Origin of the sequence: Yoonia sp. 208BN28-4 (assembly GCF_037543925.1) — a bacterium.
Taxonomy (GTDB): domain Bacteria; phylum Pseudomonadota; class Alphaproteobacteria; order Rhodobacterales; family Rhodobacteraceae; genus Yoonia.
Genome location: NZ_JBBIFY010000003.1, coordinates 297,281 through 316,730 on the forward strand (window position 1 = coordinate 297,281; position 19,450 = coordinate 316,730).

24 protein-coding genes are annotated in these 19,450 nt (G+C 58.5%); 14 read left to right on the plus strand and 10 right to left on the minus strand.

Going from position 1 to position 19,450, the window contains the following annotated elements:
- The first annotated feature begins 64 nt into the window (after positions 1 to 64).
- The 3 genes from V8J84_RS11635 (at position 65) to V8J84_RS11645 (ending at position 3,169) form a co-directional block, all read left to right on the plus strand.
- Positions 65 to 775, plus strand: a complete 711-nt coding sequence (locus tag V8J84_RS11635) for a GntR family transcriptional regulator (protein ID WP_339931285.1) — start codon at positions 65 to 67, stop codon at positions 773 to 775.
- Between the two features lie 6 nt (positions 776 to 781).
- Positions 782 to 1,870 carry a Gfo/Idh/MocA family protein gene (locus tag V8J84_RS11640; RefSeq protein WP_339931287.1) on the plus strand — a complete coding sequence of 363 codons (1,089 nt, stop codon included), beginning with the start codon at positions 782 to 784 and terminating at the stop codon, positions 1,868 to 1,870.
- A 147-nt stretch (positions 1,871 to 2,017) separates the two neighbouring features.
- Positions 2,018 to 3,169: a YwqG family protein gene (locus V8J84_RS11645; protein ID WP_339931290.1), complete on the plus strand. Its 1,152-nt coding sequence runs from the start codon at positions 2,018 to 2,020 to the stop codon at positions 3,167 to 3,169.
- Positions 3,170 to 3,234: 65 nt separating this feature from the next.
- Here V8J84_RS11645 and V8J84_RS11650 read toward each other — a convergent pair whose 3' ends face one another.
- The 3 genes from V8J84_RS11650 to otnC form a co-directional block, all read right to left on the minus strand.
- Complete coding sequence (locus V8J84_RS11650) at positions 3,235 to 4,347, minus strand: THUMP domain-containing class I SAM-dependent RNA methyltransferase (protein WP_339931292.1); 1,113 nt, start codon at positions 4,345 to 4,347, stop codon at positions 3,235 to 3,237.
- 39 nt (positions 4,348 to 4,386) lie between these two features.
- On the minus strand, positions 4,387 to 5,349 hold the full coding sequence (locus V8J84_RS11655; protein WP_339931294.1) for a DNA topoisomerase IB: 963 nt from the start codon (positions 5,347 to 5,349) through the stop codon (positions 4,387 to 4,389).
- 69 nt (positions 5,350 to 5,418) lie between these two features.
- Positions 5,419 to 6,069, minus strand: a complete 651-nt coding sequence (gene otnC, locus V8J84_RS11660) for a 3-oxo-tetronate 4-phosphate decarboxylase (protein WP_339931296.1) — start codon at positions 6,067 to 6,069, stop codon at positions 5,419 to 5,421.
- Positions 6,070 to 6,240: 171 nt separating this feature from the next.
- Between otnC and dusA the strand changes: the two genes are divergently transcribed.
- The 5 genes from dusA to V8J84_RS11685 all read left to right on the plus strand — a co-directional run bounded on the left by dusA (position 6,241) and on the right by V8J84_RS11685 (position 9,789).
- On the plus strand, positions 6,241 to 7,233 hold the full coding sequence (gene dusA / locus V8J84_RS11665) for a tRNA dihydrouridine(20/20a) synthase DusA (RefSeq protein WP_339931298.1): 993 nt from the start codon (positions 6,241 to 6,243) through the stop codon (positions 7,231 to 7,233).
- A 14-nt stretch (positions 7,234 to 7,247) separates the two neighbouring features.
- On the plus strand, positions 7,248 to 8,039 hold the full coding sequence (locus tag V8J84_RS11670) for a sulfite exporter TauE/SafE family protein (protein WP_339932044.1): 792 nt from the start codon (positions 7,248 to 7,250) through the stop codon (positions 8,037 to 8,039).
- 29 nt (positions 8,040 to 8,068) lie between these two features.
- On the plus strand, positions 8,069 to 8,782 hold the full coding sequence (locus tag V8J84_RS11675) for a hypothetical protein (RefSeq protein WP_339931300.1): 714 nt from the start codon (positions 8,069 to 8,071) through the stop codon (positions 8,780 to 8,782).
- A 98-nt stretch (positions 8,783 to 8,880) separates the two neighbouring features.
- On the plus strand, positions 8,881 to 9,225 hold the full coding sequence (locus V8J84_RS11680; RefSeq protein ID WP_339931302.1) for a hypothetical protein: 345 nt from the start codon (positions 8,881 to 8,883) through the stop codon (positions 9,223 to 9,225).
- Between the two features lie 87 nt (positions 9,226 to 9,312).
- The gene (locus tag V8J84_RS11685) at positions 9,313 to 9,789 is read left to right on the plus strand and encodes a Panacea domain-containing protein (protein ID WP_339931304.1); all 477 of its coding nucleotides are present in this window, start codon (positions 9,313 to 9,315) and stop codon (positions 9,787 to 9,789) included.
- A 366-nt stretch (positions 9,790 to 10,155) separates the two neighbouring features.
- Here V8J84_RS11685 and V8J84_RS11690 read toward each other — a convergent pair whose 3' ends face one another.
- Positions 10,156 to 11,118 carry an IS1595 family transposase gene (locus tag V8J84_RS11690; protein WP_339931306.1) on the minus strand — a complete coding sequence of 321 codons (963 nt, stop codon included), beginning with the start codon at positions 11,116 to 11,118 and terminating at the stop codon, positions 10,156 to 10,158.
- Between the two features lie 112 nt (positions 11,119 to 11,230).
- On the opposite strand from V8J84_RS11690, the gene V8J84_RS11695 reads away from it, so the two are divergent.
- Together V8J84_RS11695 and V8J84_RS11700 are read left to right on the plus strand one after the other, a co-directional pair.
- Positions 11,231 to 11,455, plus strand: a complete 225-nt coding sequence (locus V8J84_RS11695) for a DUF6471 domain-containing protein (protein ID WP_339931308.1) — start codon at positions 11,231 to 11,233, stop codon at positions 11,453 to 11,455.
- Positions 11,413 to 12,201, plus strand: coding sequence for a hypothetical protein (locus tag V8J84_RS11700; RefSeq protein WP_339931310.1), 789 nt, complete (start codon positions 11,413 to 11,415; stop codon positions 12,199 to 12,201). The genes V8J84_RS11695 and V8J84_RS11700 overlap by 43 nt, the downstream gene beginning before the upstream one ends.
- Positions 12,202 to 12,293: 92 nt before the next feature.
- On the opposite strand, the gene V8J84_RS11705 is transcribed toward V8J84_RS11700, so the two are convergent.
- Complete coding sequence (locus tag V8J84_RS11705) at positions 12,294 to 12,953, minus strand: helix-turn-helix transcriptional regulator (RefSeq protein WP_339931312.1); 660 nt, start codon at positions 12,951 to 12,953, stop codon at positions 12,294 to 12,296.
- Between the two features lie 201 nt (positions 12,954 to 13,154).
- Here V8J84_RS11705 and V8J84_RS11710 point away from each other — a divergent pair, with 201 nt between their 5' ends.
- Genes V8J84_RS11710 through V8J84_RS11725 form a run of 4 tightly spaced genes read left to right on the plus strand, consistent with a single transcriptional unit; the run spans position 13,155 to position 15,674 of the window.
- Complete coding sequence (locus V8J84_RS11710) at positions 13,155 to 13,373, plus strand: twin-arginine translocase TatA/TatE family subunit (protein WP_339931314.1); 219 nt, start codon at positions 13,155 to 13,157, stop codon at positions 13,371 to 13,373.
- Between the two features lie 44 nt (positions 13,374 to 13,417).
- Complete coding sequence (locus V8J84_RS11715) at positions 13,418 to 13,864, plus strand: twin-arginine translocase subunit TatB (RefSeq protein ID WP_339931316.1); 447 nt, start codon at positions 13,418 to 13,420, stop codon at positions 13,862 to 13,864.
- Positions 13,861 to 14,838 (plus strand): twin-arginine translocase subunit TatC, encoded by a 978-nt coding sequence (tatC, locus tag V8J84_RS11720; protein WP_339931318.1) that lies wholly within the window; start codon positions 13,861 to 13,863, stop codon positions 14,836 to 14,838. The genes V8J84_RS11715 and tatC overlap by 4 nt, the downstream gene beginning before the upstream one ends.
- A complete protein-coding gene (locus tag V8J84_RS11725) occupies positions 14,835 to 15,674 on the plus strand; it encodes an ATP-binding protein (RefSeq protein WP_339931320.1) in 840 nt (279 codons plus the stop codon). The genes tatC and V8J84_RS11725 overlap by 4 nt, the downstream gene beginning before the upstream one ends.
- Before the next feature lie 12 nt (positions 15,675 to 15,686).
- Here V8J84_RS11725 and V8J84_RS11730 read toward each other — a convergent pair whose 3' ends face one another.
- From V8J84_RS11730 to V8J84_RS11750, 5 genes are all read right to left on the minus strand, one after another.
- Positions 15,687 to 16,841 (minus strand): peptidoglycan DD-metalloendopeptidase family protein, encoded by a 1,155-nt coding sequence (locus V8J84_RS11730; protein ID WP_339931322.1) that lies wholly within the window; start codon positions 16,839 to 16,841, stop codon positions 15,687 to 15,689.
- Between the two features lie 69 nt (positions 16,842 to 16,910).
- Entirely contained in the window at positions 16,911 to 17,528 is a 618-nt protein-coding gene (locus tag V8J84_RS11735) for a protein-L-isoaspartate(D-aspartate) O-methyltransferase (RefSeq protein WP_445285975.1), read from the minus strand.
- 20 nt (positions 17,529 to 17,548) lie between these two features.
- Positions 17,549 to 18,334 (minus strand): 5'/3'-nucleotidase SurE, encoded by a 786-nt coding sequence (gene surE, locus V8J84_RS11740; protein ID WP_339931326.1) that lies wholly within the window; start codon positions 18,332 to 18,334, stop codon positions 17,549 to 17,551.
- Positions 18,335 to 18,446: 112 nt separating this feature from the next.
- Entirely contained in the window at positions 18,447 to 19,088 is a 642-nt protein-coding gene (locus V8J84_RS11745) for an SDR family NAD(P)-dependent oxidoreductase (RefSeq protein ID WP_339931328.1), read from the minus strand.
- Between the two features lie 51 nt (positions 19,089 to 19,139).
- Complete coding sequence (locus V8J84_RS11750; RefSeq protein ID WP_339931330.1) at positions 19,140 to 19,442, minus strand: hypothetical protein; 303 nt, start codon at positions 19,440 to 19,442, stop codon at positions 19,140 to 19,142.
- Between the last annotated feature and the right edge of the window lie 8 nt (positions 19,443 to 19,450).

Here is a 19,450-nt window from a genome sequence, read left to right on the forward strand (position 1 = left end):
CGAGAGTTTATGTGCAACAATAGTGTATCAATTATTGTGAGCGGGTCGGAGGAGGGCTTGGCTTATGGCGATGGCCCCGTCCAGCTTGCCCAAATATGTGCAGGTCAGCGAGATGCTGATCCGAGAGATTGCAGCTGGCTTGCTGGCCGATGGCGCACGACTGCCGCCTGAACGTGATATGGCCGCAGAGCTAGGCATTTCCGTGGGCACATTGCGCAAGGCGCTGGGCGATCTGGAGGGCAAGGGCCTGCTGGATCGTGTGCAGGGGTCGGGGAATTATGTGCGGCGACGGGCGGAGGTGGCTTCGGTCTATGCGTTCTTTCGGCTGGAACTGGTGCGCGGCGGTGGCCTGCCCACGGCTGAGGTGCTGTCGGTGGACAGGTTGGTTAAGCCTGCGGATGCGCCGGATTTCGGGCCTGCCGATGATGCGCACCGGATACGGCGGTTGCGATATCTGGGGGCTGAGTTGATCGCGGTGGAAGAGATTTGGCTGGATGGCAGTTATGGCGATGTGATTACCGCTGATGATTTGTCGGACTCGCTTTATCATTATTACAGGCATGACTTGGGGTTGGTGATTGCCAGCGCCACGGATGAAGTGGGCGTGGCTGCGATGCCGGAGTGGACGCCGGACGTGTTTGCACTGGGCGTTGGTGACGCGGCGGGGTTCATCGCGCGTGTCAGCAAAACGGGTGAAGGCGTGGCGGCGGAATATTCGCGCACGTGGTTTGATCATAACAAAGCGCGCTATGTGGCGCGGATGGGAAAAGGCTAACGACAGATGGACATGGTCAGATACGGGATCATCGGTTGCGGGATGATGGCGCGCGAGCACATCCAGAATATCAACCTGCTGCCGCACGGGCGGGTGACGGTGGTGTTTGATCCGGTGGAGGAGTTGGCGCAATCGGCGGCGACCTTGGCAGAAGATGCGCATGTGGCGGGGTCTTTGGAGGATCTGCTGGATTTTGCGGACGTGGATGCCTTTGTCATTGTCAGCCCGAATTATCTGCACGTGGAACAGTTGCAGATGATTGCGGACAGGCGACCACTGCCTGTGCTGTGTGAAAAGCCGCTTTACACAAAGCCAGAGGATGCCGAGGCGGTGAAGGCGCTGGCCGATGCCTACCCTGCGCCATTCTGGGTCGCGATGGAGTATCGCTATATGCCGCCGGTCGCCGCGTTTATTGAGCAGGCAGAGCAAGCGACGGGCGGGATCAAGATGTTGACCGTGCGCGAGCATCGCTTTCCGTTTTTGCCCAAGATCGGCGACTGGAACCGCTTTAATGCTAAGACGGGCGGGACGTTGGTGGAGAAATGCTGCCATTTCTTTGATCTGATGCGGTTTATTCTGAAGGACGAGCCTGTGCGGGTGATGGCAAGCGCGGGGCAGGGGTTCAATCACCTTGAGGAACGCTACAATGACGAGACACCGGATATCTGGGATCATGGCTATGTGATTATTGATTTTGCGGGCGGTGCGCGTGCGATGCTGGAGCTGTGCATGTTTGCCGAAGGCGCGCGGTATCAGGAAGAGATCATCGCGATTGGCCCCAAGGCGAAGATCGAGGCGCTGGTGCCGGGACCGGGGCGATTCTGGCCCAAGGCGCTGGGCGAGGCGCCCGTGCCGCAGATCGTGATCAGCCCGCGTGCGCCCAAGGGGCCGTTTGTGTCGGAAATTCCGGTGGACCCGACCTTGTTAGAGGCGGGCGATCATAATGGATCGACCTTTTATCAGCATCAGCGGTTCAACGCGGTGGTGCGCGGTGAAGGCGAGGTTGAAGTCACAGCGGATGACGGTGCGCGGGCTGTGGCGATTGGCATGGCCGCGCAGGAAAGCGCGCGGACGGGACAGGTTGTGTATCTTTGAGGGCTGGTGACGCTGTTGTCAGCACGCTGCCAATGCGCCCCTCCCGCCCTCCCGCCGGGATGCGGTATATGGCTGACGCTTGTGCGATCATGGAATGAACTGGCGATAGCCGCGATTTGGTCCGAATTCGGGTGCAGATCTAGTCGCATGACTAATCTTGTTTTTATTATTTTCGCGATCTTGCTTGCCAAAGCCTTGTTCGCAATCGGTGTGGCACCATGGGTGCTTTTGCTCGCGTCTGTTCTGGCAATGTTGTTTTGGCATCGGATGCTTAATGTGATCGTGCGCGGGATGATATCGCTGTCCGAAGTCCTGAATGGGCTCGGGTTGCCGGGAGGGCCTGCATTGCTTGCCGCGGCGCGCTGGTTGACAGGCGTCGAGGGCGTTCGCACGGCGGATGGCGGGTGGATGGACCCATCGGATATGGATGTTGCGGTTCGTGCCGAGGCGCTCAGAGCGCAACAAGGAACCCAAGCCGCAGCACAACGTGCAGAAGCCGCGCAGGACAAAGCCCAGCAGAAAGCGCAAGCCACAGCCCTTCGCGCTGAAGCCGAGGCGATTTTTGACGCGCAAGCCGAGGATGCGATTTTCCTGATCAAGGCAAAGCAGCAGGGTCGCGCATCTGGCAGTAAAATTGGTGGTCGTCCGACCTTGCCTCCCGGAAAGGAATGGCCGGAACACTATGGAATGGGGCTGCATTTTCTGGCGGAGATCCATCTTGATGAGATCCCGCGAGATCTTGCGCCGGACGCTCTTCCGTCTTCGGGCGTACTCTATTTCTTTCTGGATATCGGTGAATATAGTGACCTTATGGATGGCCGCGTTCTTTACGCGCCGCACGCTGGCCCGCACCGCGTGAAGCGTCATCCGAATCTGGCAAAACTGCAGCGTGGTTTTGTGCCGGAAATAGAGCAGGACAACGTGCTTGTCGAAACGGCTGTGCGCGCGATTGTTGCGCCTGTTCCACATCTGAACGACTTTGATTTTGCCTCCGTTTCAAAAGAACTGAACCGAAGCATTGGTGATGTTGCTAAAAAGCGCTTTGCGCAGGCGTTACATGAGAAGGGTTATTCCGGAAAGCAAGACGAAGATGGCTATGTTTTCAATATGATAGGTGGTCCGAAGTTGGACATTCCGAACCCCACGATGGGGCAAGGTATCAAGCTATTGCAACTGGACAGCACGGCCGGTCTGGGGCTGCAATTTGGCGACATGGGCGTGATGGAATTCTGGATTGCAGAAGAGGATTTGCGGATGGGCCGCTTTGACCGCGCCTTTGTCGAAAATGCGTCCTGCTAGGGTGTGATGCCGCGCCTTTGGGTTTGTCGTGACATGCTATCTGATGCAAAGCCGCGCGCTGTTTGTCACGTGTCCAAGACACCTGTCTGAAACAACGTCACACGAATACCGCCATGCGGGACAGGTCCCGTGGTGGGCTTAAACGGCAGGCCTGTGGCCTTGGCCAGACCATTTTCGCTGGTGATGATCCCCACGCGCCAGCCGGAAAAACGCTCTTTCAATGTTGTGCCAAGTGCTGCGTACAGACCGTAAAGCAGGTTCTTGTTGCCGATCCGACCACCGTAAGGCGGGTTCACGATGACAAGGCCGGGCGGGCCTTCGGGGCGTTGCAGGTCGCTGATGGCGTGGGTCTGGAACTGGCACAAATCGGCCACGCCTGCGCGCTCGGCATTAGCGAGGCTCATGCGGGTGGCACCTGCATCGCGGTCCGAGCCGTAGAACTGCTGTTGTGTCTGTGTCCGGACGCCGGTGCTGCGCATGAAATCCCAGCGGGCCTGATCGAAATTGGCAAGGTTCTCAAATGCGAACGACCGTGTCCGCCCCGGATGAAGGCCGCGGGCGATTTCGGCGGCTTCAATGACAAACGTGCCGGAGCCGCACATGGGATCAAGCACCGGTTCGGTGCCGTCATAGCCGCATTGGCGCAGGAACAGCGCGGCGAGGTTTTCACGCATCGGCGCCTTATTCACCGCCTCTTTGTGTCCGCGGATGTGCAGGGGCGCGCCCGAGGTGTCGATGGAAAAGGTGCAGAGGTTATCGTCGATACGGACCTTGAGCGTGATCTCGGCCTCTGGGTCGACGGTGATCCCGGCATCTTCGCGCAGGGCGGTTTCAATGCGCTGGGCTGCGGCCTTCGCGATGTAGATTTTGGAGGCGCGTGTCGTCACATCGACGCGCACAGGAAGATCGGGGCGCAGGGTATCGCGCCACGGAAACTTGCGGGCGCGTTTATCAAGTTGTGCAAGGTGAAAGGCACGAAAGCTGCCGATGCGGGCCAGAATACGGGTAGCACCGCGCAATACCAGATTGGCGCGCCAGACATCGGTCCATCCGCCAGTGAGTGTCACCCCGCCTGCGGTCTGCGTGGCGGTGTCAAAGCCCGCAGCCAGACATTCGGCCAGCAGGGTCCCTTCCATGCCGGGCACGGTGACGCAGAATATATCGAATTGTTCATCCATGCGCGCGTGCTTAGCCGCAATTTCAGTGACCTGCGAGGATTATCCCGCGTCTTGCAAGAATTGCAGCAATCGCCGTTCGGCGGCGCGTAACCCTGACGGCGTCGCTTGCGCCGGGCTGTCAATGTCCTCTCCGGCAAGATCAATGACGGCAGGGTGGATATAGCTGTTGCGAGCGATGGTCGCTGTGTTGTGCAGGCGCTGGGCTGCGGCCTCAGCCATATCCTTGATCGATGCGTTGCCTGTCTCGGCCACTTCGAAGGCGGCCAGCGTGCCTGCCCATGTGCGGAATACCTTTGCGGTTGTGCCGTCGCGGTCTGCGGCTTCGGACAAATAGGCGTTCAGATCGCTTGATTGCAGGCTGCGTGGCTCTCCATCATCGCCAAGCCATGTCAGGACTTCGCCACCGTCGATGTTGCCGATCTCGTGCAGGCGACGCGCCAAGGTGCGGTCGGACAGCTGCTTGCGCACGCGCTTTCCACCCTTCGCAGTATAGCGCAAGGCAATGTTGGTGTCGGAAAGCGTGAGATGCTGTCGCCGCAAGGTCAGCGCACCGTAGCTGCCGTTTTGCGCGGTGTAGTCGGGATGGCCCACGCGCATGGCGAACCTGTCGATCATGGCCACGGCACAGGCCAGCGCAAAGGGCTTATCGCCGGCCTCGGTTTCCAGATCGCGGCGGACGCGGGCGCGGATACGGGGCAGCGTTGCGCCAAATTCGGCCAAATCTTCGAACTTTTTCTCGGCCTGTGCCGTCGTCCAGTCGGGGTGATAGCGATATTGCTTGCGGCGGCGTGCATCGCGCCCAGTTGCTTGCAGGTGGCCGTTCGGCTTTGGGCACATCCACACGCTTTCATAGGCCGGTGGCACGGCCAGCGAGGCAAGGCGTTTGCGTTCGGACTGGTCTGCGATGGTCGTGCCGTCGGGTGCGACATAGCTAAAGCCACGGCCACGTTTGATGCGTGTGATGCCGGGGCGATCATCGGGATAGTAGATTAGGTCGAGCATGGTGCGCGTATCCGTTTGCTTGGTGCAAGGATAACGCGGCTTGCCTAAGCTGGGTTCCCGCGTGGCCTGTCAGCTTTGCCAATCAACGTCGAAACGGGCCACAAGCTGTGCCACATCATCGTCTGACAGCCCGCGCGGCGCATGCCCGCGGGTCAGCATGGCAAGGCGGGCGGTATCCTCAAGCTCTTCGATTGCATTGCAGGCCGCTTCGATATCCTTACCAGCCACCACCGGACCATGATTGGCCAGCATGACCGCTGAGCGTTTGCCCGCAAGACCGCGCACGGCGGCACCCATCGCGGGATCACCCGGCATAAAATAGGGCAGCAGTTTCACCCGCCCCATTTTCATAATGCCATAGGGCGTCAGATGCGGCAGAAAATCGTCGGTATTTGCATCGGGCATCATCGACAGGGCAACCGAATGGCAGGCATGCAGATGCACCACGGCCCCCGCGCTGGAACGTGTGTCGTAAAAGGCGGTGTGCAGCGGCATCTCTTTTGTCGGGGCGTCGCCGTCGATCAGCGTGCCTTGTGCGTCAAACCGGCTTAGCCGTGCGGGATCAAGCCGCCCGAAGCTGGTGCCGGTCGGGGACACAAGCAGACCGCCATCTGCAGTGCGCGCCGAAATGTTCCCCGTGCTGCCACCGGTCAAACCACGATTAAACATGGATTTTGCCAGCAGGCAAATCTGGTCGCGCAGGGCGGTATCAGTGGTCATGGGGTCAATCCTTGATGGGCACTTTGCCAATGTGCGTGACGTTAGACGATTTGGCAGCAAGAGCAATTTGAATGCGATCCGGCCACCTGATGCATTCGGTCCGCGCCACACACGCACTGGACCTTGGTAATCGTGCTGGAGTATGGGAGCGCAGCAAAGGAGAGCACCGTTATGTCCACCGCCACCATCACAGCCGCAGCCCGCCTGTCTGTCGCACCGATGATGGATTGGACGGACCGCCATTGCCGGTATCTGCACCGCCTGATGAGCAAACGCGCGTTGCTTTACACCGAGATGGTGACAGCACAAGCGGTCGTGCACGGTGATCGGCAAAGGCTTCTGGGTTTTGACGGGGCCGAGCATCCGGTTGCGGTGCAACTGGGTGGGTCCGATCCGGCGTTGCTGGCAGAGGCCACGAAGATTTGCGCTGATATGGGCTATGACGAGGTGAACCTGAATTGCGGTTGCCCGTCCGACCGCGTGCAATCAGGTTCCTTTGGCGCGGTGCTGATGGAGAACGCGCAGCTGGTGGCCGACTGCGTCGCCGCGATGCGCGATGCCGCCGCTGTGCCGGTCACAGTGAAATGCCGGATCGGTGTGGATGATCAAGAGCCAGCCGATGTGCTGCCGGATTTTCTGGCGCGGGTCAGTGCGGCAGGCGTGGATCGTTTTACCATTCATGCGCGCAAGGCGTGGCTGCAAGGGTTAAGCCCGAAAGAAAATCGCGATATTCCACCCTTGGACTATGATCTGGTGCGGCAGATGAAAGTCACGTTCCCGCTATTGCACCTGTCGGTAAACGGCGGAATTGAAACGCTGGATCAGGCGCAAGACCATTTGCAAGTGATGGATGGTGTGATGATCGGCCGTGCGGCCTATCACAACCCTAGTGCTGTTTTGCTTGATGCGGACGCCCGCATCTTTGGCGGTGATGCAGGGCCAAGTGCCGAAGAGGTGGTGCACCAGATGCTGCCCTATATCGCAGACCACATCGCAGCGGGCGGGAAGCTGCACCACATCACGCGCCATATGCTGGGGCTGTTTCAGGGCAGGCCGGGCGCGAAAGGCTGGCGACGGTATCTGTCGGAAAATGCGCATAATGATGACGCAGACGGCCAAGTGGTGCTAGCCGCATTGGCGCATGTAACGGAGATTGCAGCTTGAGTATTTACATTGGAATGGCGGCGCTGCTGCTGGTGATTGGCGCCTTTGCGGGTGTGCTGGCGGGTCTTTTAGGTGTGGGTGGCGGGATCGTTCTGGTGCCCGCGTTCTACTATGCCTTCGCCGCCCTTGGCTATGACAGCCCGCAACTGATGCAGATGTGTCTGGGCACGTCGCTGGCGACGATCATCGTGACCTCGCTTCGCTCTGTGCAGTCGCACCACAAGAAAGGGGCGGTTGACTGGTCGATCCTGCGCGGCTGGGCGCCGGGGATCGTTGTGGGTGCCGTGATCGGGTTCTTTGTGGCCTCTGCGCTGCGGTCGGACGTGCTGCAGGCGATCTTTGGCTGCTTGGGTATTGCTGTCGGGCTTTATATGGCCTTTGGCAAGAACACATGGCGGCTGGGCGACGTGATGCCGACGGGCATTTTCCGTGCAGCGTTTTCGCCTGTGATCGGATTTCTGTCGGTTTTGATGGGGATTGGTGGCGGATCGTTTGGCGTGCCGCTGATGACGCTGCATGGCGTGCCGATCCATCGGGCCGTGGCCACGGCGGCAGGCTTTGGCGTGATTATCGCGGTGCCGTCCGTGATCGGATTTCTGACTGTGGATATGGCCGTGGCACCGCCGTTTTCGGTGGGTGCGGTGAACCTTGGCGCGTTTGGACTGGTCGTGGCGATGACGCTGGTCACGGCCCCATGGGGGGCGGCGCTGGCGCACCGGCTGGACCCCAAACCGCTCAAGCGGATATTTGGCGGGTTCCTGATCCTTGTGGCGCTGAACATGCTGCGCAAGGCGCTGGGGTGGTAGAGGCAGATTTCGCCCAAAAGGGTTTCGCCGTGCTGGCGCACGCCGATCCGGTAGTGGCGTGGGCGCGTGCTGCGCACGCGGTGGCTTTGGAGGTGGTGAAAACCCCCGGCGATATGCGGTGTGGCGGTACGTGGCGCGTGGGCGTGGACGAGGTGCCGAATGCCCCTGACGGGGCGATCTCTGGCGTGCCCCTGACGGGGCCGTGGGAGGGGTTGGTGCCGCTGCCGCGGCAATGGCATTACGCGCAGCTATCGGTGGTGTATCCCGGATACCCCAAGCAGGACAAAGGCGAGAGTGACGCCGCACATCGTTTCCGTCTGCGTCGCGATGCGGCCCATGTGGACGGGCTTTTGCCAGAAGGGCCCGACAAACGGCGGCACCTGCGCGAGCCACACCGGTTTATCCTTGGACTGCCGCTGAATACCGCAACCGCAAGCCCGCTGGTGGTGTGGGAAGGCAGTCATCAGATCATGCGGCAGACCTTTGCTGCGGCCTATGACGGCATTGAACCGGCAGACTGGGGCGATGTGGATGTCACGGACATCTATCAAGCCGCGCGCAGATCGGTTTTTGACAAGTGCGTGCGGACGCAAATCCATGTCGCGCCGGGGCAGGCGGTCGTATTGCATCGGCATCTGGTGCATGGCGTTGCACCGTGGGGTGACGGCAGTGCCCCGCCGGAGGGACGAATAATCGCCTATTTCAGGCCGCAGTTTGAAACTGTGGCGGACTGGCTGGGCTGAGCGGGTGGGAGCCTCCGGCGGAAGTATTTTCGGCCTTATGTATCAAACGCACCAACTATTGTGAATCCCTCACGCGCTGATCCTGATACCCTGCCGCCATGCAGGAAAAGACGATTAACAACGCGCTACTGGCGCTACGCAAGCAAGGCGGCGCAGAGGGCAAGCTGGCGGAGGTATTGCTGGATATGCGAGGCATTAACTGGTCAGGTTGGACGCAGGACGGGCCTCTAGGTCGCGGGCAAACAAAGCGGTTCATTCTAGAAACGCTTAAGGACGGGCCGCAACCCAACGCTGACCTTGGCCGCATGATCCATGCCACACATTCGCATATGACCGCTAAAGCGGCAGCAAACCGAACGTATCAGGCGCTGTTGCGGCTAGAGGATAAAGGGCTGGTGGTGCGAGATGCAGGGCCGGATGGGTGTTTGTGGCGGCTGGCCTAGCAGCAAATCCAATTCGTCTTGTGGTTTGACAAAGATTCACTATTTCGAGTTAACGTGCTAGCATGGGTGAGACTAGGGAGATTTATCTTGTCACGCTTTGAGAACCCAAAGAACATCGGAAGATGGTTTGTGAACCGCGCAGATCGCTCTGCTGGCGATGTGATGACTCATCTAAAAGTTCAAAAACTCGTGTACTATGCTGATGCTTGGCACCTAGCCTATTTTGATCGCCCTCTCATTGGTGAGGATTTCCAAGCGTGGGCGCACGGTCCCGTTGTCAGGTCGCTTTACGAAAAATATAGAGGTAACTCATGGGACCCGCTTCCGATAGAAAGGGGGGCAATGCCGGATGACCAAGACTTGCTTGAGGCAATTTTTCAATCATACGGTCAGTTTACTGCAAAAAAGCTTGAAGCGATGACGCATAGTGAGACTCCATGGCGTGAGGCGCGTGGCAATTTGCCACCAGAAGCAAAATCTGACGCGATTATTTCCAAGCTAACGATGCGGAATTTTTATGCCCAAAGGATTGAAAAATCGGAAATCGAGGAGCTTTCAAATTGAGACCGGAGAGACCTCAAGAGAGGTCATACCCCCCTCACGCCCCGCGATAGTCGATGAGAGTGCATCTGTAACCCTTCGGCATTACGTCAAATCGTTTGAATGTTTTTCATCGTGGTCTCCCGCTGATTTGAAAAAGTTTTCAGCATTTGTCGATAAGATGAACGCACGAACAAGAGCGCAGATCACCTCGGACACTCGCTTTTGCCATGCACACATGGGAGAACAAAAAAGGTTGCCACCCACAGTCAGCCCCGATCTGAAAGTTTACTCTCTTGATGTGACGGGCGCGGGCCGCGCTCACGGCTTTTTTATTGATGGAAAGTTTTTTCTAGTTTGGCTTGATCGTAAAGGTTCAATCTTGGGACACTAGGCCGCACGCTGCCAATAGCCCTTCCAGATACGCGAAACGGGCGAACCCATCGCGTTGCTTACCACAATATGCGCCAGAGTGCCGTTATCTGTGCGGCGATTGTCTTCCAGCCATGCAGAGTGGTTTGCATACTGGTGCAGGTACTTGGGGGATACGCCGTGGTGCTGGCCTTCGATCATGTTGCGAAGACGTGAGAAGAACGACTCTACCATGTTCGTGTGCTTGCCATGGTCGCTGTAAATTTCGCTATGGTTCACGCGATCAACCATCCACCCATCGTGCAGGGTATCCCAGTGGGACGCTTCGTCCGCTGACATGGTGGCTTTACGGCTCACGTTTTCCATTGCCAGCGCAACGCCTTCGCCTTCACCCATAGCGATGAATGGCAGTGTGCGGCCCTCACGCTCACGCATAGCCACCACAACGCGGCGTGTGCCTGTCTGGTGGCGCTTGAGACGACGATCTACGCGCTTTGACTTCATGTTGGCAGGGCGGATGTGACCACCGAAGTACGCACCGTCGATTTCAACATGCCCGTCCAGCACTTCGCCAGTGTGAACCTCTTGCGCCATAGCCTCACGCAGCTTGTGGGACAGCACAAAAGCGGTCTTGTATTGGCAGTCTAGATCACGGGAAAGCTGCACCATGGAAACGCCCTTGGACGCGTTCACCAGAATGAAAATCGCCGCCAGAAGGTCAACAAAATCCATCTTACGCGAAGCAAAGATTGTGCCGGACGTGACGCTGAACTGGTGCGCACATGCCTTGCACTTGAACTTGCGGCGGGTGGTGATCTTGTAGGTTTCGTCGTGGTTACACTGTGGACAAATTGCCTCACCGTCCGTGTCAGGCCAGCGCATTTCGCAGAACGTCTGGTAAGCCGCTTCTTCACCAGCCTTGTAGATCGCACGAAGGCTGGTGGAGCGGGACGCTGCTGAAAGAAGGAAGTGCTGGGCCATTGTTCTGCTTTTATACTATGTTCGTTATCTTCATATCGAACATAGTATAGTGACATACTGAATGCAATAGGTTACATACTAAATATGTTAGTTTTTACATCATAGGTGGTACATGCCAGATCAAAATCAGTGGGAACAGCAGGCCGCGAACCTTCTCAAGTCAGAGTTGAAACGCAAAGGGGTGACATACGCCCAACTTGTTGAAAAGCTGGACGCTATTGGAATCAACGAGAAAGAGGTGAACGTAGCTAACAAGCTGTCCCGTGGGAAGTTTTCAGCGGCGTTTATGTTGCAATGTCTAAAGGCTATCGAGACGGAGCATTTGCACTTGGGATAGTAGTAGGTTGCGGGATCGCCTTTAACCTATTCCTTTGGCTTGATTATCGAGCCAAGTATAAAGGCGACCAGCCAGCCAACGGCAATGGCGACACCAGTAGCAGTGAAATAGGCAACTATTGGGACAGGTTGATCGGGACGTTTGTTAGCCCTAGCGATACGCTCGCACAATGGATCATGGCAGCATTCACTATCGCAGTTGTTGTTCTGGTGTGGAGAACTCTTATAGCTACTCAAAATATTGCAACCGATACCCGAAAAATCGGAGAGGCTCAGGTCCGAGCCTATATGACTTATGATGACATAGAAATTATCTGGGAGAATAAAATCAATGGACCACCAGAGCCCAACTTTGCAGTAGTGTGGCGCAATACTGGCAACTCGCCAGCCAGAAATGTAAGGCAATCTATTTTTTTCATAAGCGAAAAAGGTCCTCGTTTTAGGGGCAGCATTATGAGCCTTCAGGATATGAGAGAAAATCTTGCGGCCTTCGGCAAAATCGTGGGTCCGCAAAAAACGACTGTGTCGCCAATTAGAGGAACCGTCCCGACGCGACTTGTCGCTGATTGGGTAGATGAAAAAACCACATTCATTTTGACCGGCCTCATTGAATGGGACGACATTTTCGGAACCCGGCTTTACAGTCAGTACACAGCAGTCTTGATTGCAGATGATCGCGTCACCAATAAAGTCAGGTGGCGAATATATCCCACTGGAAACGAACATGGGCTGCGAGAGAAAGGCTAATAAAATTTCCTTAATCATCCCTCACACCCCGCTTGGTGCGTTTGATACATAAGGCCGAGTATTTTTGTCCAAAAGAAGCCGGGGCGAGTGCGCTATTTCCGGCAGGCAAGAAAAGCGGAAAGCGATTTTTCAGGCTCGTCCACAAAAAGGCTGGGCAGCAGGCGCAGGTCAGTGATCTGGTCGACGCGCAATTCGTCAAATCCGCGCGTGGTTTCGCACCAGACAACGCAAGTCCACAGCCGGCCCCAATAGTCGAGTTGCAGCGGGCGCACGGTGCGGTCTGTATCATTGATCGTCAGGCGCAGCTTTTGACGGGTGCGGATTGCCTGCCGGATCGACGGCAGATGCTGAAAGCCGCGTGCGGCATCCGCAAATGGGTAGACCGCAAAGCCGTAGCCTGCAGGGGCACGGCTGCGATCCTCCGGCATTACGGCGTCGATTTTGGCCGACAGGGAGGTGGCGGCGGCTGACAGGTCGTCGTCAGTGCCGCCGCCAACCGCCATCAGGCCAAGATGCAGGGCTTCAAGCTCTGTCATGGTCAGGTTCAGCGGGGGCAGGGTGATCGCGGCTGTTACATGGTACCCGACACCGCGTTCGCCCGCGATCGGCACGCCAGAGGCTGCCAGCGTATCAAGATCGCGGTAGATGCTACGCACAGAGACGCCGGTGGCTGCGGCGAGATCCTCGGCCCGGTGCAATGCGCCGTCGCGCAAAAGCTGGATAATGTGCATCAGGCGGTCGGTGCGGCGCATGGATCGGCTTTCGGCAGGATTTGTGTCAGGTTTCTGTCAACTGACAGTTTATTGTCACAAAAAATAGGAAAGCCAATAAAAAAAGGGGCTTGATCACGTCAAAGTTTGCGATTTGTGCTTCCATCATGCCGCATCCGCCCCTATCTAGGCGATAACTTAATCGATGACGGGGCGGGGTTGCCCCTGAAAGGAGTGACCAAAATGTTGAATAATATTGGCCTGCCGGGCCTTCTGCTGATCGCTGTTGTTGTGCTTGTCCTGTTCGGGCGCGGCAAAATCTCGTCGCTGATGGGCGAAGTTGGTAAAGGCATCACTGCGTTCAAGCGCGGCGTGGATGACAGCAAAAAAGAACTGGATGACAGCTTTGCCGATGCGCGCGACGTGACGCCTGAAGGCGAGACAGACAAAGACAAGGTCTAAAGCACAGCTTTGCCGCAAGATAGGATGGACGCCTGATGTTTGGCATGGGCTGGAGCGAACTGATGCTTGTGGGCATCGTGGCCTTGATCGTGATCGGGCCAAAAGACCTGCCCGGTCTGTTTTTCAAGATGGGTGAGTTTGCTGGCAAAGCGCGTGGCATGGCCCGCGAATTTACCAACGCGATGAACGATGCCGCCCGTGAAAGCGGGGTTGGCGATATCCAGAAGACGCTGAATGCGGCGGCCAATCCCAAGAAGTTCGGCGTGGACAAAATTCGCGAGGCGACGGGCAAGTCGTTTGAAGCCGGACCCGCAACGCAAGCCCTGTCCGAAGAACGGGCCGCATCCAAGGCCAAGTTCGAGGCTGCCGCCGCCGATATGGTGAACAAACGTAAAGCCGCTGAGGCACCCGTGCCTGATCCGGATGCACCACCTGCACCCGAAGCGGCCAGCACGCCCGCGCCAGACCAAGCAACGGACCCCAAGCCATGAGCGCCTCAGACGAGATCAACGACAGCGCAGCGCCGCTGATTGAACATCTGGCAGAACTGCGCACACGGCTGATCTATTCGGTCAGCGCCTTTCTGGTGATGATGATCGTGTGCTTCACCTTTGGTGGCGCACTGCTTGATTTTCTGTTGGGTCCGATCGAGCGGACAATGCGCAATCTGGGCAATCCCAATCCAGTGATGCAGTACACGGCACCGCAGGAATACTTTTTCACGCTGATCCGCGTGTCGGTCGTGGGCGGTCTTATGCTGGCCTTCCCGGTGATCGCCTATCAGATGTGGCGTTTTGTGGCGCCGGGTCTTTACCGCAACGAAAAGAACGCTTTTCTGCCGTTCATCATCGCCTCGCCAATGCTGTTTGTGCTGGGGGCTGCCTTTGCGCATTACGTGGTTGTGCCGCTGGCGATGTCGTTTTTCCTTGGCTTTGCGGACCTGCCATCATTTGTGTCGGCCATAATGGCCAACGCGGTTGAGGCGCCTGACGGGACGTTGTTGCTGCCTGATGCGGACGGCGGGGCGGCTTTGCCTGCTGCGCGTGATGCGGGTGTCGACATTGTTTTCAACGGTAAGGTCAACGAGACGCTGGATATCACGCTCAAGATGATTGTAGCCTTTGGTATCTGTTTTCAACTGCCTGTACTGCTGACGCTGATGGGCACCGCAGGGCTGGCATCATCGCGTGGCCTGCGGCGGGTGCGGAAATACGCAGTTGTCGGTATCCTTGTGGTTGCCGCGCTTGTGACGCCGCCTGATGTCACCACGCAACTGATCCTGTTTGTGGTGGTCTACGGTCTTTATGAGATTTCGATCCATCTTGTAGCCGGAGTGGAGCGCCGCAAGGACAAGCGCGCCCGCGCTGACGGAACCATCGGTGAGGGCGAGAGCCTGTTTGACGACTTCGATGAGTTCGAGGACGAAGATCCGGAAGCGGTTGCAGATCAGGACACCAAGGCGTGAGTGATCCGCTGGAGCGGATTGCTGCGGCGCTGGAGAGACTTGCTCCTGCGCCGCAAGATGCCCCTGATCTTGAGGATGCACCGGCTTTTGTCTGGCATACCGACCCCGACAGGCTTGAGCCCGTTCATCAGGTGAACCGCGTGGATGTGTCGTTGCTGATCGGAATTGATCGTGCGCGTGATACGCTGTTGGCCAATACCGAACAGTTTGCGCGGGGGCTGCCTGCCAACAACGCACTTCTGTGGGGTGCGCGAGGCATGGGAAAATCCAGCCTTGTGAAAGCGATACATGGCGCGCTTCATGCAAAGCATCAAGACCTCAAGATCGTTGAAGTCCAGCGCGAGGACCTGCCCAGCATCACGCGCTGTCTTGATCTGCTGCGCGGCGCCCCACAGCGATTTGTGCTGTTTTGCGATGATCTGTCATTCAGCCACGACGATGCGCATTACAAGTCGCTGAAGGCGGTGCTGGATGGCGGCATTGCAGGACGGCCCGAAAATGTCGTGCTTTATGCCACATCGAACAGGCGGCACCTGATGCCGCGTGACATGATCGAAAACGAACGCTCGACCGCGATCTCACCGTCAGAGGCGGTGGAGGAAAAGGTGTCTTTGTCGGATCGGTTCGGTTTGTGGCTGGGCTTTCATCCCTGCGATCAGGATGCCTATCTGGCGATGATCCGTGGCTATTGCGACGCGCACGGCGTTCAGATTGACGATGCTACCCTGCGCGCCGAGGCAATTGAATGGCAGGCCACACGTGGCAGTCGTTCGGGCCGCGTTGCGTGGCAGTATTTTGTAGACCTTGCGGGGCGCAAGGGCGTGACGATCGGTTAAGCCGTTCGACGGTTAAGGCAGGAAATCAGCCGGATCGACCGATTGCAGCCCGCGACGCACTTCAAAGTGCAGGAAGCTGGGGTCAGCGTCACGCACACGCGCAATCTGCTGGCCACGGCTGACTGTGTCGCCTTTGGCAACGGCCAGACCTTCAAGGTTGGTGTAGACCGTCAGCAGGTTGTCAGCGTGTTTGATGACCACGATGGCCACACCGCTGGTGTCGGTTGTCACGGCGGCCACTTCACCTGCATCGGCGGCTTTCACAGCCGTCCCGGGAGGCACGCCAATGTCGATGCCTTCGTTCCGGCCCGGCGCGTAACCGCGAATGATGGATCCGGTGACCGGATAGACCAGCCGCGCATCGCTGGCCGCTGGTGCGGGTGCTGCGGTGCCGATGTCGGGTGTCTCGGGTGTCGCCTCGGGTGGCGTCGGGGCTTCCGGTGTTTCGTCGGGCAGGGGGGCTGCGGCACTTGGCGGAACAGGTGTCACGCTGCCGGTGCCAGGTTGCTCAACTTCTGGCTGGCTGGCGACAGGCGTGGGGGCTGTGGCTCCGTCCTGCGGGATCAACAAGAACTGGCCCTCACGCACGCTCAGATCGGGGCCAAGCGCGTTCCAGCTGGCGATATTGCGCACGGGCACATTGTAAAGGCGGGCAATCGAAAACGCTGTTTCGCCGCGCGCAACCTGATGGCGCAAAGGTTCAGCACCGGCGGCGGCAGGTGTCACGCTGGCCTGCGGGGTGGCCACGGCGGTCTGTGGACCTGCGCGGTCTAGTGCAGAGGTGGCGATGGCTGTCACATCCAAGGGACCAGTGGTGGTCGAGCCTGTCGCGGGTGACGGTTCGGTCACACGGCTTGGCAGGGCGATGATCTCGTCGCGGCGCAGGATCGTGTCGGCCTCGATCCCGTTGTAGCGGGCCAGTTCACCGGCATTCAGACCAAGGCGGGCTGCGATGGCTGCGATCGTATCGTCACGGCGGGCCACGACCACCTGATAGGTCGGGTAGGAAATCACACCGCGATCATCGGGCGCGGGGCGATCCGGCAGGTTTTCAACGGCCTGCGACGTGTCGAACCCGTTGGCAACGTCGCGCATGTCAAAATCAAAGTCCGCGCACCCAGCCATCAGGGCGGCTGCTGCGGTCAGCATCATCAAACGGGTGGCCATTGTCTCTGCTCCTCGGGTCGTGGCGTGCAGGTCTTTTGCCTGAATTCGCCAATCACTGTCGTTTCCTGCTTAATCCTGTCCAATGCCTTCTAGCAAGGGCACAAAGCGGACAGGGCGTAATTCGTCGTAATCATAGCCGGTTTCGGTGCGGGTCACGCGGATCAGCGTTTGCACGGTGTCCGATTGGCCCACTGGCAGCACCATGATCCCGCCAACGCGCAGCTGGGCCAGCAAGGGGCTTGGTGCGTCTTCAGCGGCGGCTGTCAGCAATATCCGGTCAAACGGGGCCTGTTCGGAATAGCCGAAACTGCCGTCAGCGGTGAAGGTGGTGATATTGGTGATGTCTTGCGCGTCAAAGATCGCTTTGGCCTCGGTCACCAGCCGTTTGAAGCGGTCGACGGTGTAAACGCGGCGAGCCAGTTGCGACAGGACGGCGGCTTGATAGCCAGAGCCCGTCCCGATCTCGAGAACCTTGTGGCGCGGCTGCACTTGCAGGGCCTGTGTCATCAGGCCCACAACCGAAGGCTGGCTGATCGTCTGGCCGCAGGAAATGGGCAGGGGCATGTCCTCGTAGGCGCGTTCAGAAAAGATGCCTTTGACAAACGCCGCGCGGTCCACTTTTTCCATCGCGGTCAGCACGCGCGCGTCAGTGACGCCCTTGCTGCGCAGCGCGAAAAGGAACTGCATTTTGATATCGGCGGTGACGTTCACGACAGCGCCTTCTGCAGATCGGCCAGAACGTGATGGTCGGTCAGGTCCACGCGCATCGGTGTCACAGCGATGTAGCCCTCAAGATTGGCCTGCGCATCGGTGTCGGGCAGGGTCGGGACGGTCTGATCGCCACCCTTGATCCAAAGATACTTGCGTCCCGAAGGGGCCTCGTGCGGGATAGTGTGAAAGCGACTGCCGCGCCGATACCCCTGGGCCACAGCCCGTGTGCCTTTGACATCCGCGGCTGCCACAGGCGGGAAATTGACGTTGTAAAACAGACGGTAATCGTTGTCGTCCCAGATGCCGTTATCCAAAAGGTTGCGCACCAGCGCTGCCCCATGGACTGCGGCCGCTTCGAACTGGTTGTCCAGATCGACGTTGCCCTTGCCATAGTACTGCGACAGCGCGATGGCGGGGTAACCTTGGATTGCAGCCTCGATCGCCGCACCGATTGTGCCGGAATAAAGGGTGTTTTCGGCGGCGTTGTTGCCACGGTTCACGCCTGACAGGATCAGGTCCGGCTTGGCGTCCACCATGATCTCGTAGAGGCCCGCCAGCACACAGTCAGCGGGCGAACCTTCGGCGGCAAAACGGCGTTCGCCAAACTTCGAGATCATTGTGGGCTTGGTGTAGTTGATGCAATGACCCACGCCGGATTGTTCAAACGCAGGTGCTACGGTCCAGACCTCACCGTTGTCACCGGCAATTTCGGTGGCGATGGCGTGCAGCACGTCAAGGCCCGGCGCGTTGATCCCGTCGTCGTTTGTGATGAGAATGCGCATGGATGCCTCGCTGCTTGCCTGTCTTCTGTCCTAAGCCAGTCAAACAAGGGCGGCAAGCGATGCGGGGCGGGATTTCGAGGCTGTTGCCCCAAGGACTCTGATTGGGGGCGCGTCAGCCCGTAATCTGCGGCAGTAAACGCGCGGCTTCGTCTGTTGGCGTGGCCAGAGCGGTGCGATCTTCGCCCGGAAAGAACCGCGCGCGGGTTGCTGTTGGCATGGGGTTCGGCGTCAGAATACGGACCTGTGGGCCGGTTTTCACCGTTTCAGCCTGCCAGCTTTTGGCAACCGCGATTTGCGCGGCCTTTGTTGCGCCGTAGGCCCCGAAATAGGGCTGGCCTGCGCGGGCATCGTCAAAAAACACCGCTTTGCCTTCTGTCCCCAGCAAGGGCGAAAGATAGCCAACCAACCGCGCAGTCGCAGTGACATTGATGGCAACGGATTTTTCCAGATCCTTGGGCGCGATGTGTCCCGCTGGGGCCAGCGGGGCGGCATGCACGGCCGGGTGAAGCCACAGATCAAGCTTGCCCCAGCGGTCAAAAATCGACCGGCAAAGCTGCTGCATGGCAGGTTCAACCGTGATGTCCATCGGGGCCAGTGTTGCCTGACCGCCTGCCGCTTTGATGACGTCATCAAGCTCTTCCAGCGCGCCGGTTGTCTTACCGACAGCGATGATGTGATGGGTCGGGGCCAAAGCGGCGGCCAGAGCAGCGCCAAGGCCGCGCGACGCGCCAGTGATAAGTGCGATCTGTGTCATGCCCCTCATGTGGCGAACCCATGCACGCGGGTCAAGAGGGGGTGGGCCGTGTTAGCCCGCAGGGATCGTCAGGACATGCATCGTGCCGCGTGCATCTGTCAGGTGCACGGCGTCATCATCGATGGCAGCAATCGTCATGCCAGCAGCGGCATCACCGGCGGCCAGGGTGAGGATCTCGCCATCAGCTTTGCGCAAAAGGGCCGTGTTGCCTGTTGGTTTGCCAAAGATGCCAAGCAGCGTCAGTTCGTCCAGCGGAAGCACGTCGGAAATCATCGCGGTTTCGGCCACGTGAGCGGGCGTTGGTTCGATGGTCGAGATATCGGCAAGGTCGTCGTTATCGGCGGCGGTCGTCATGGGTGTCT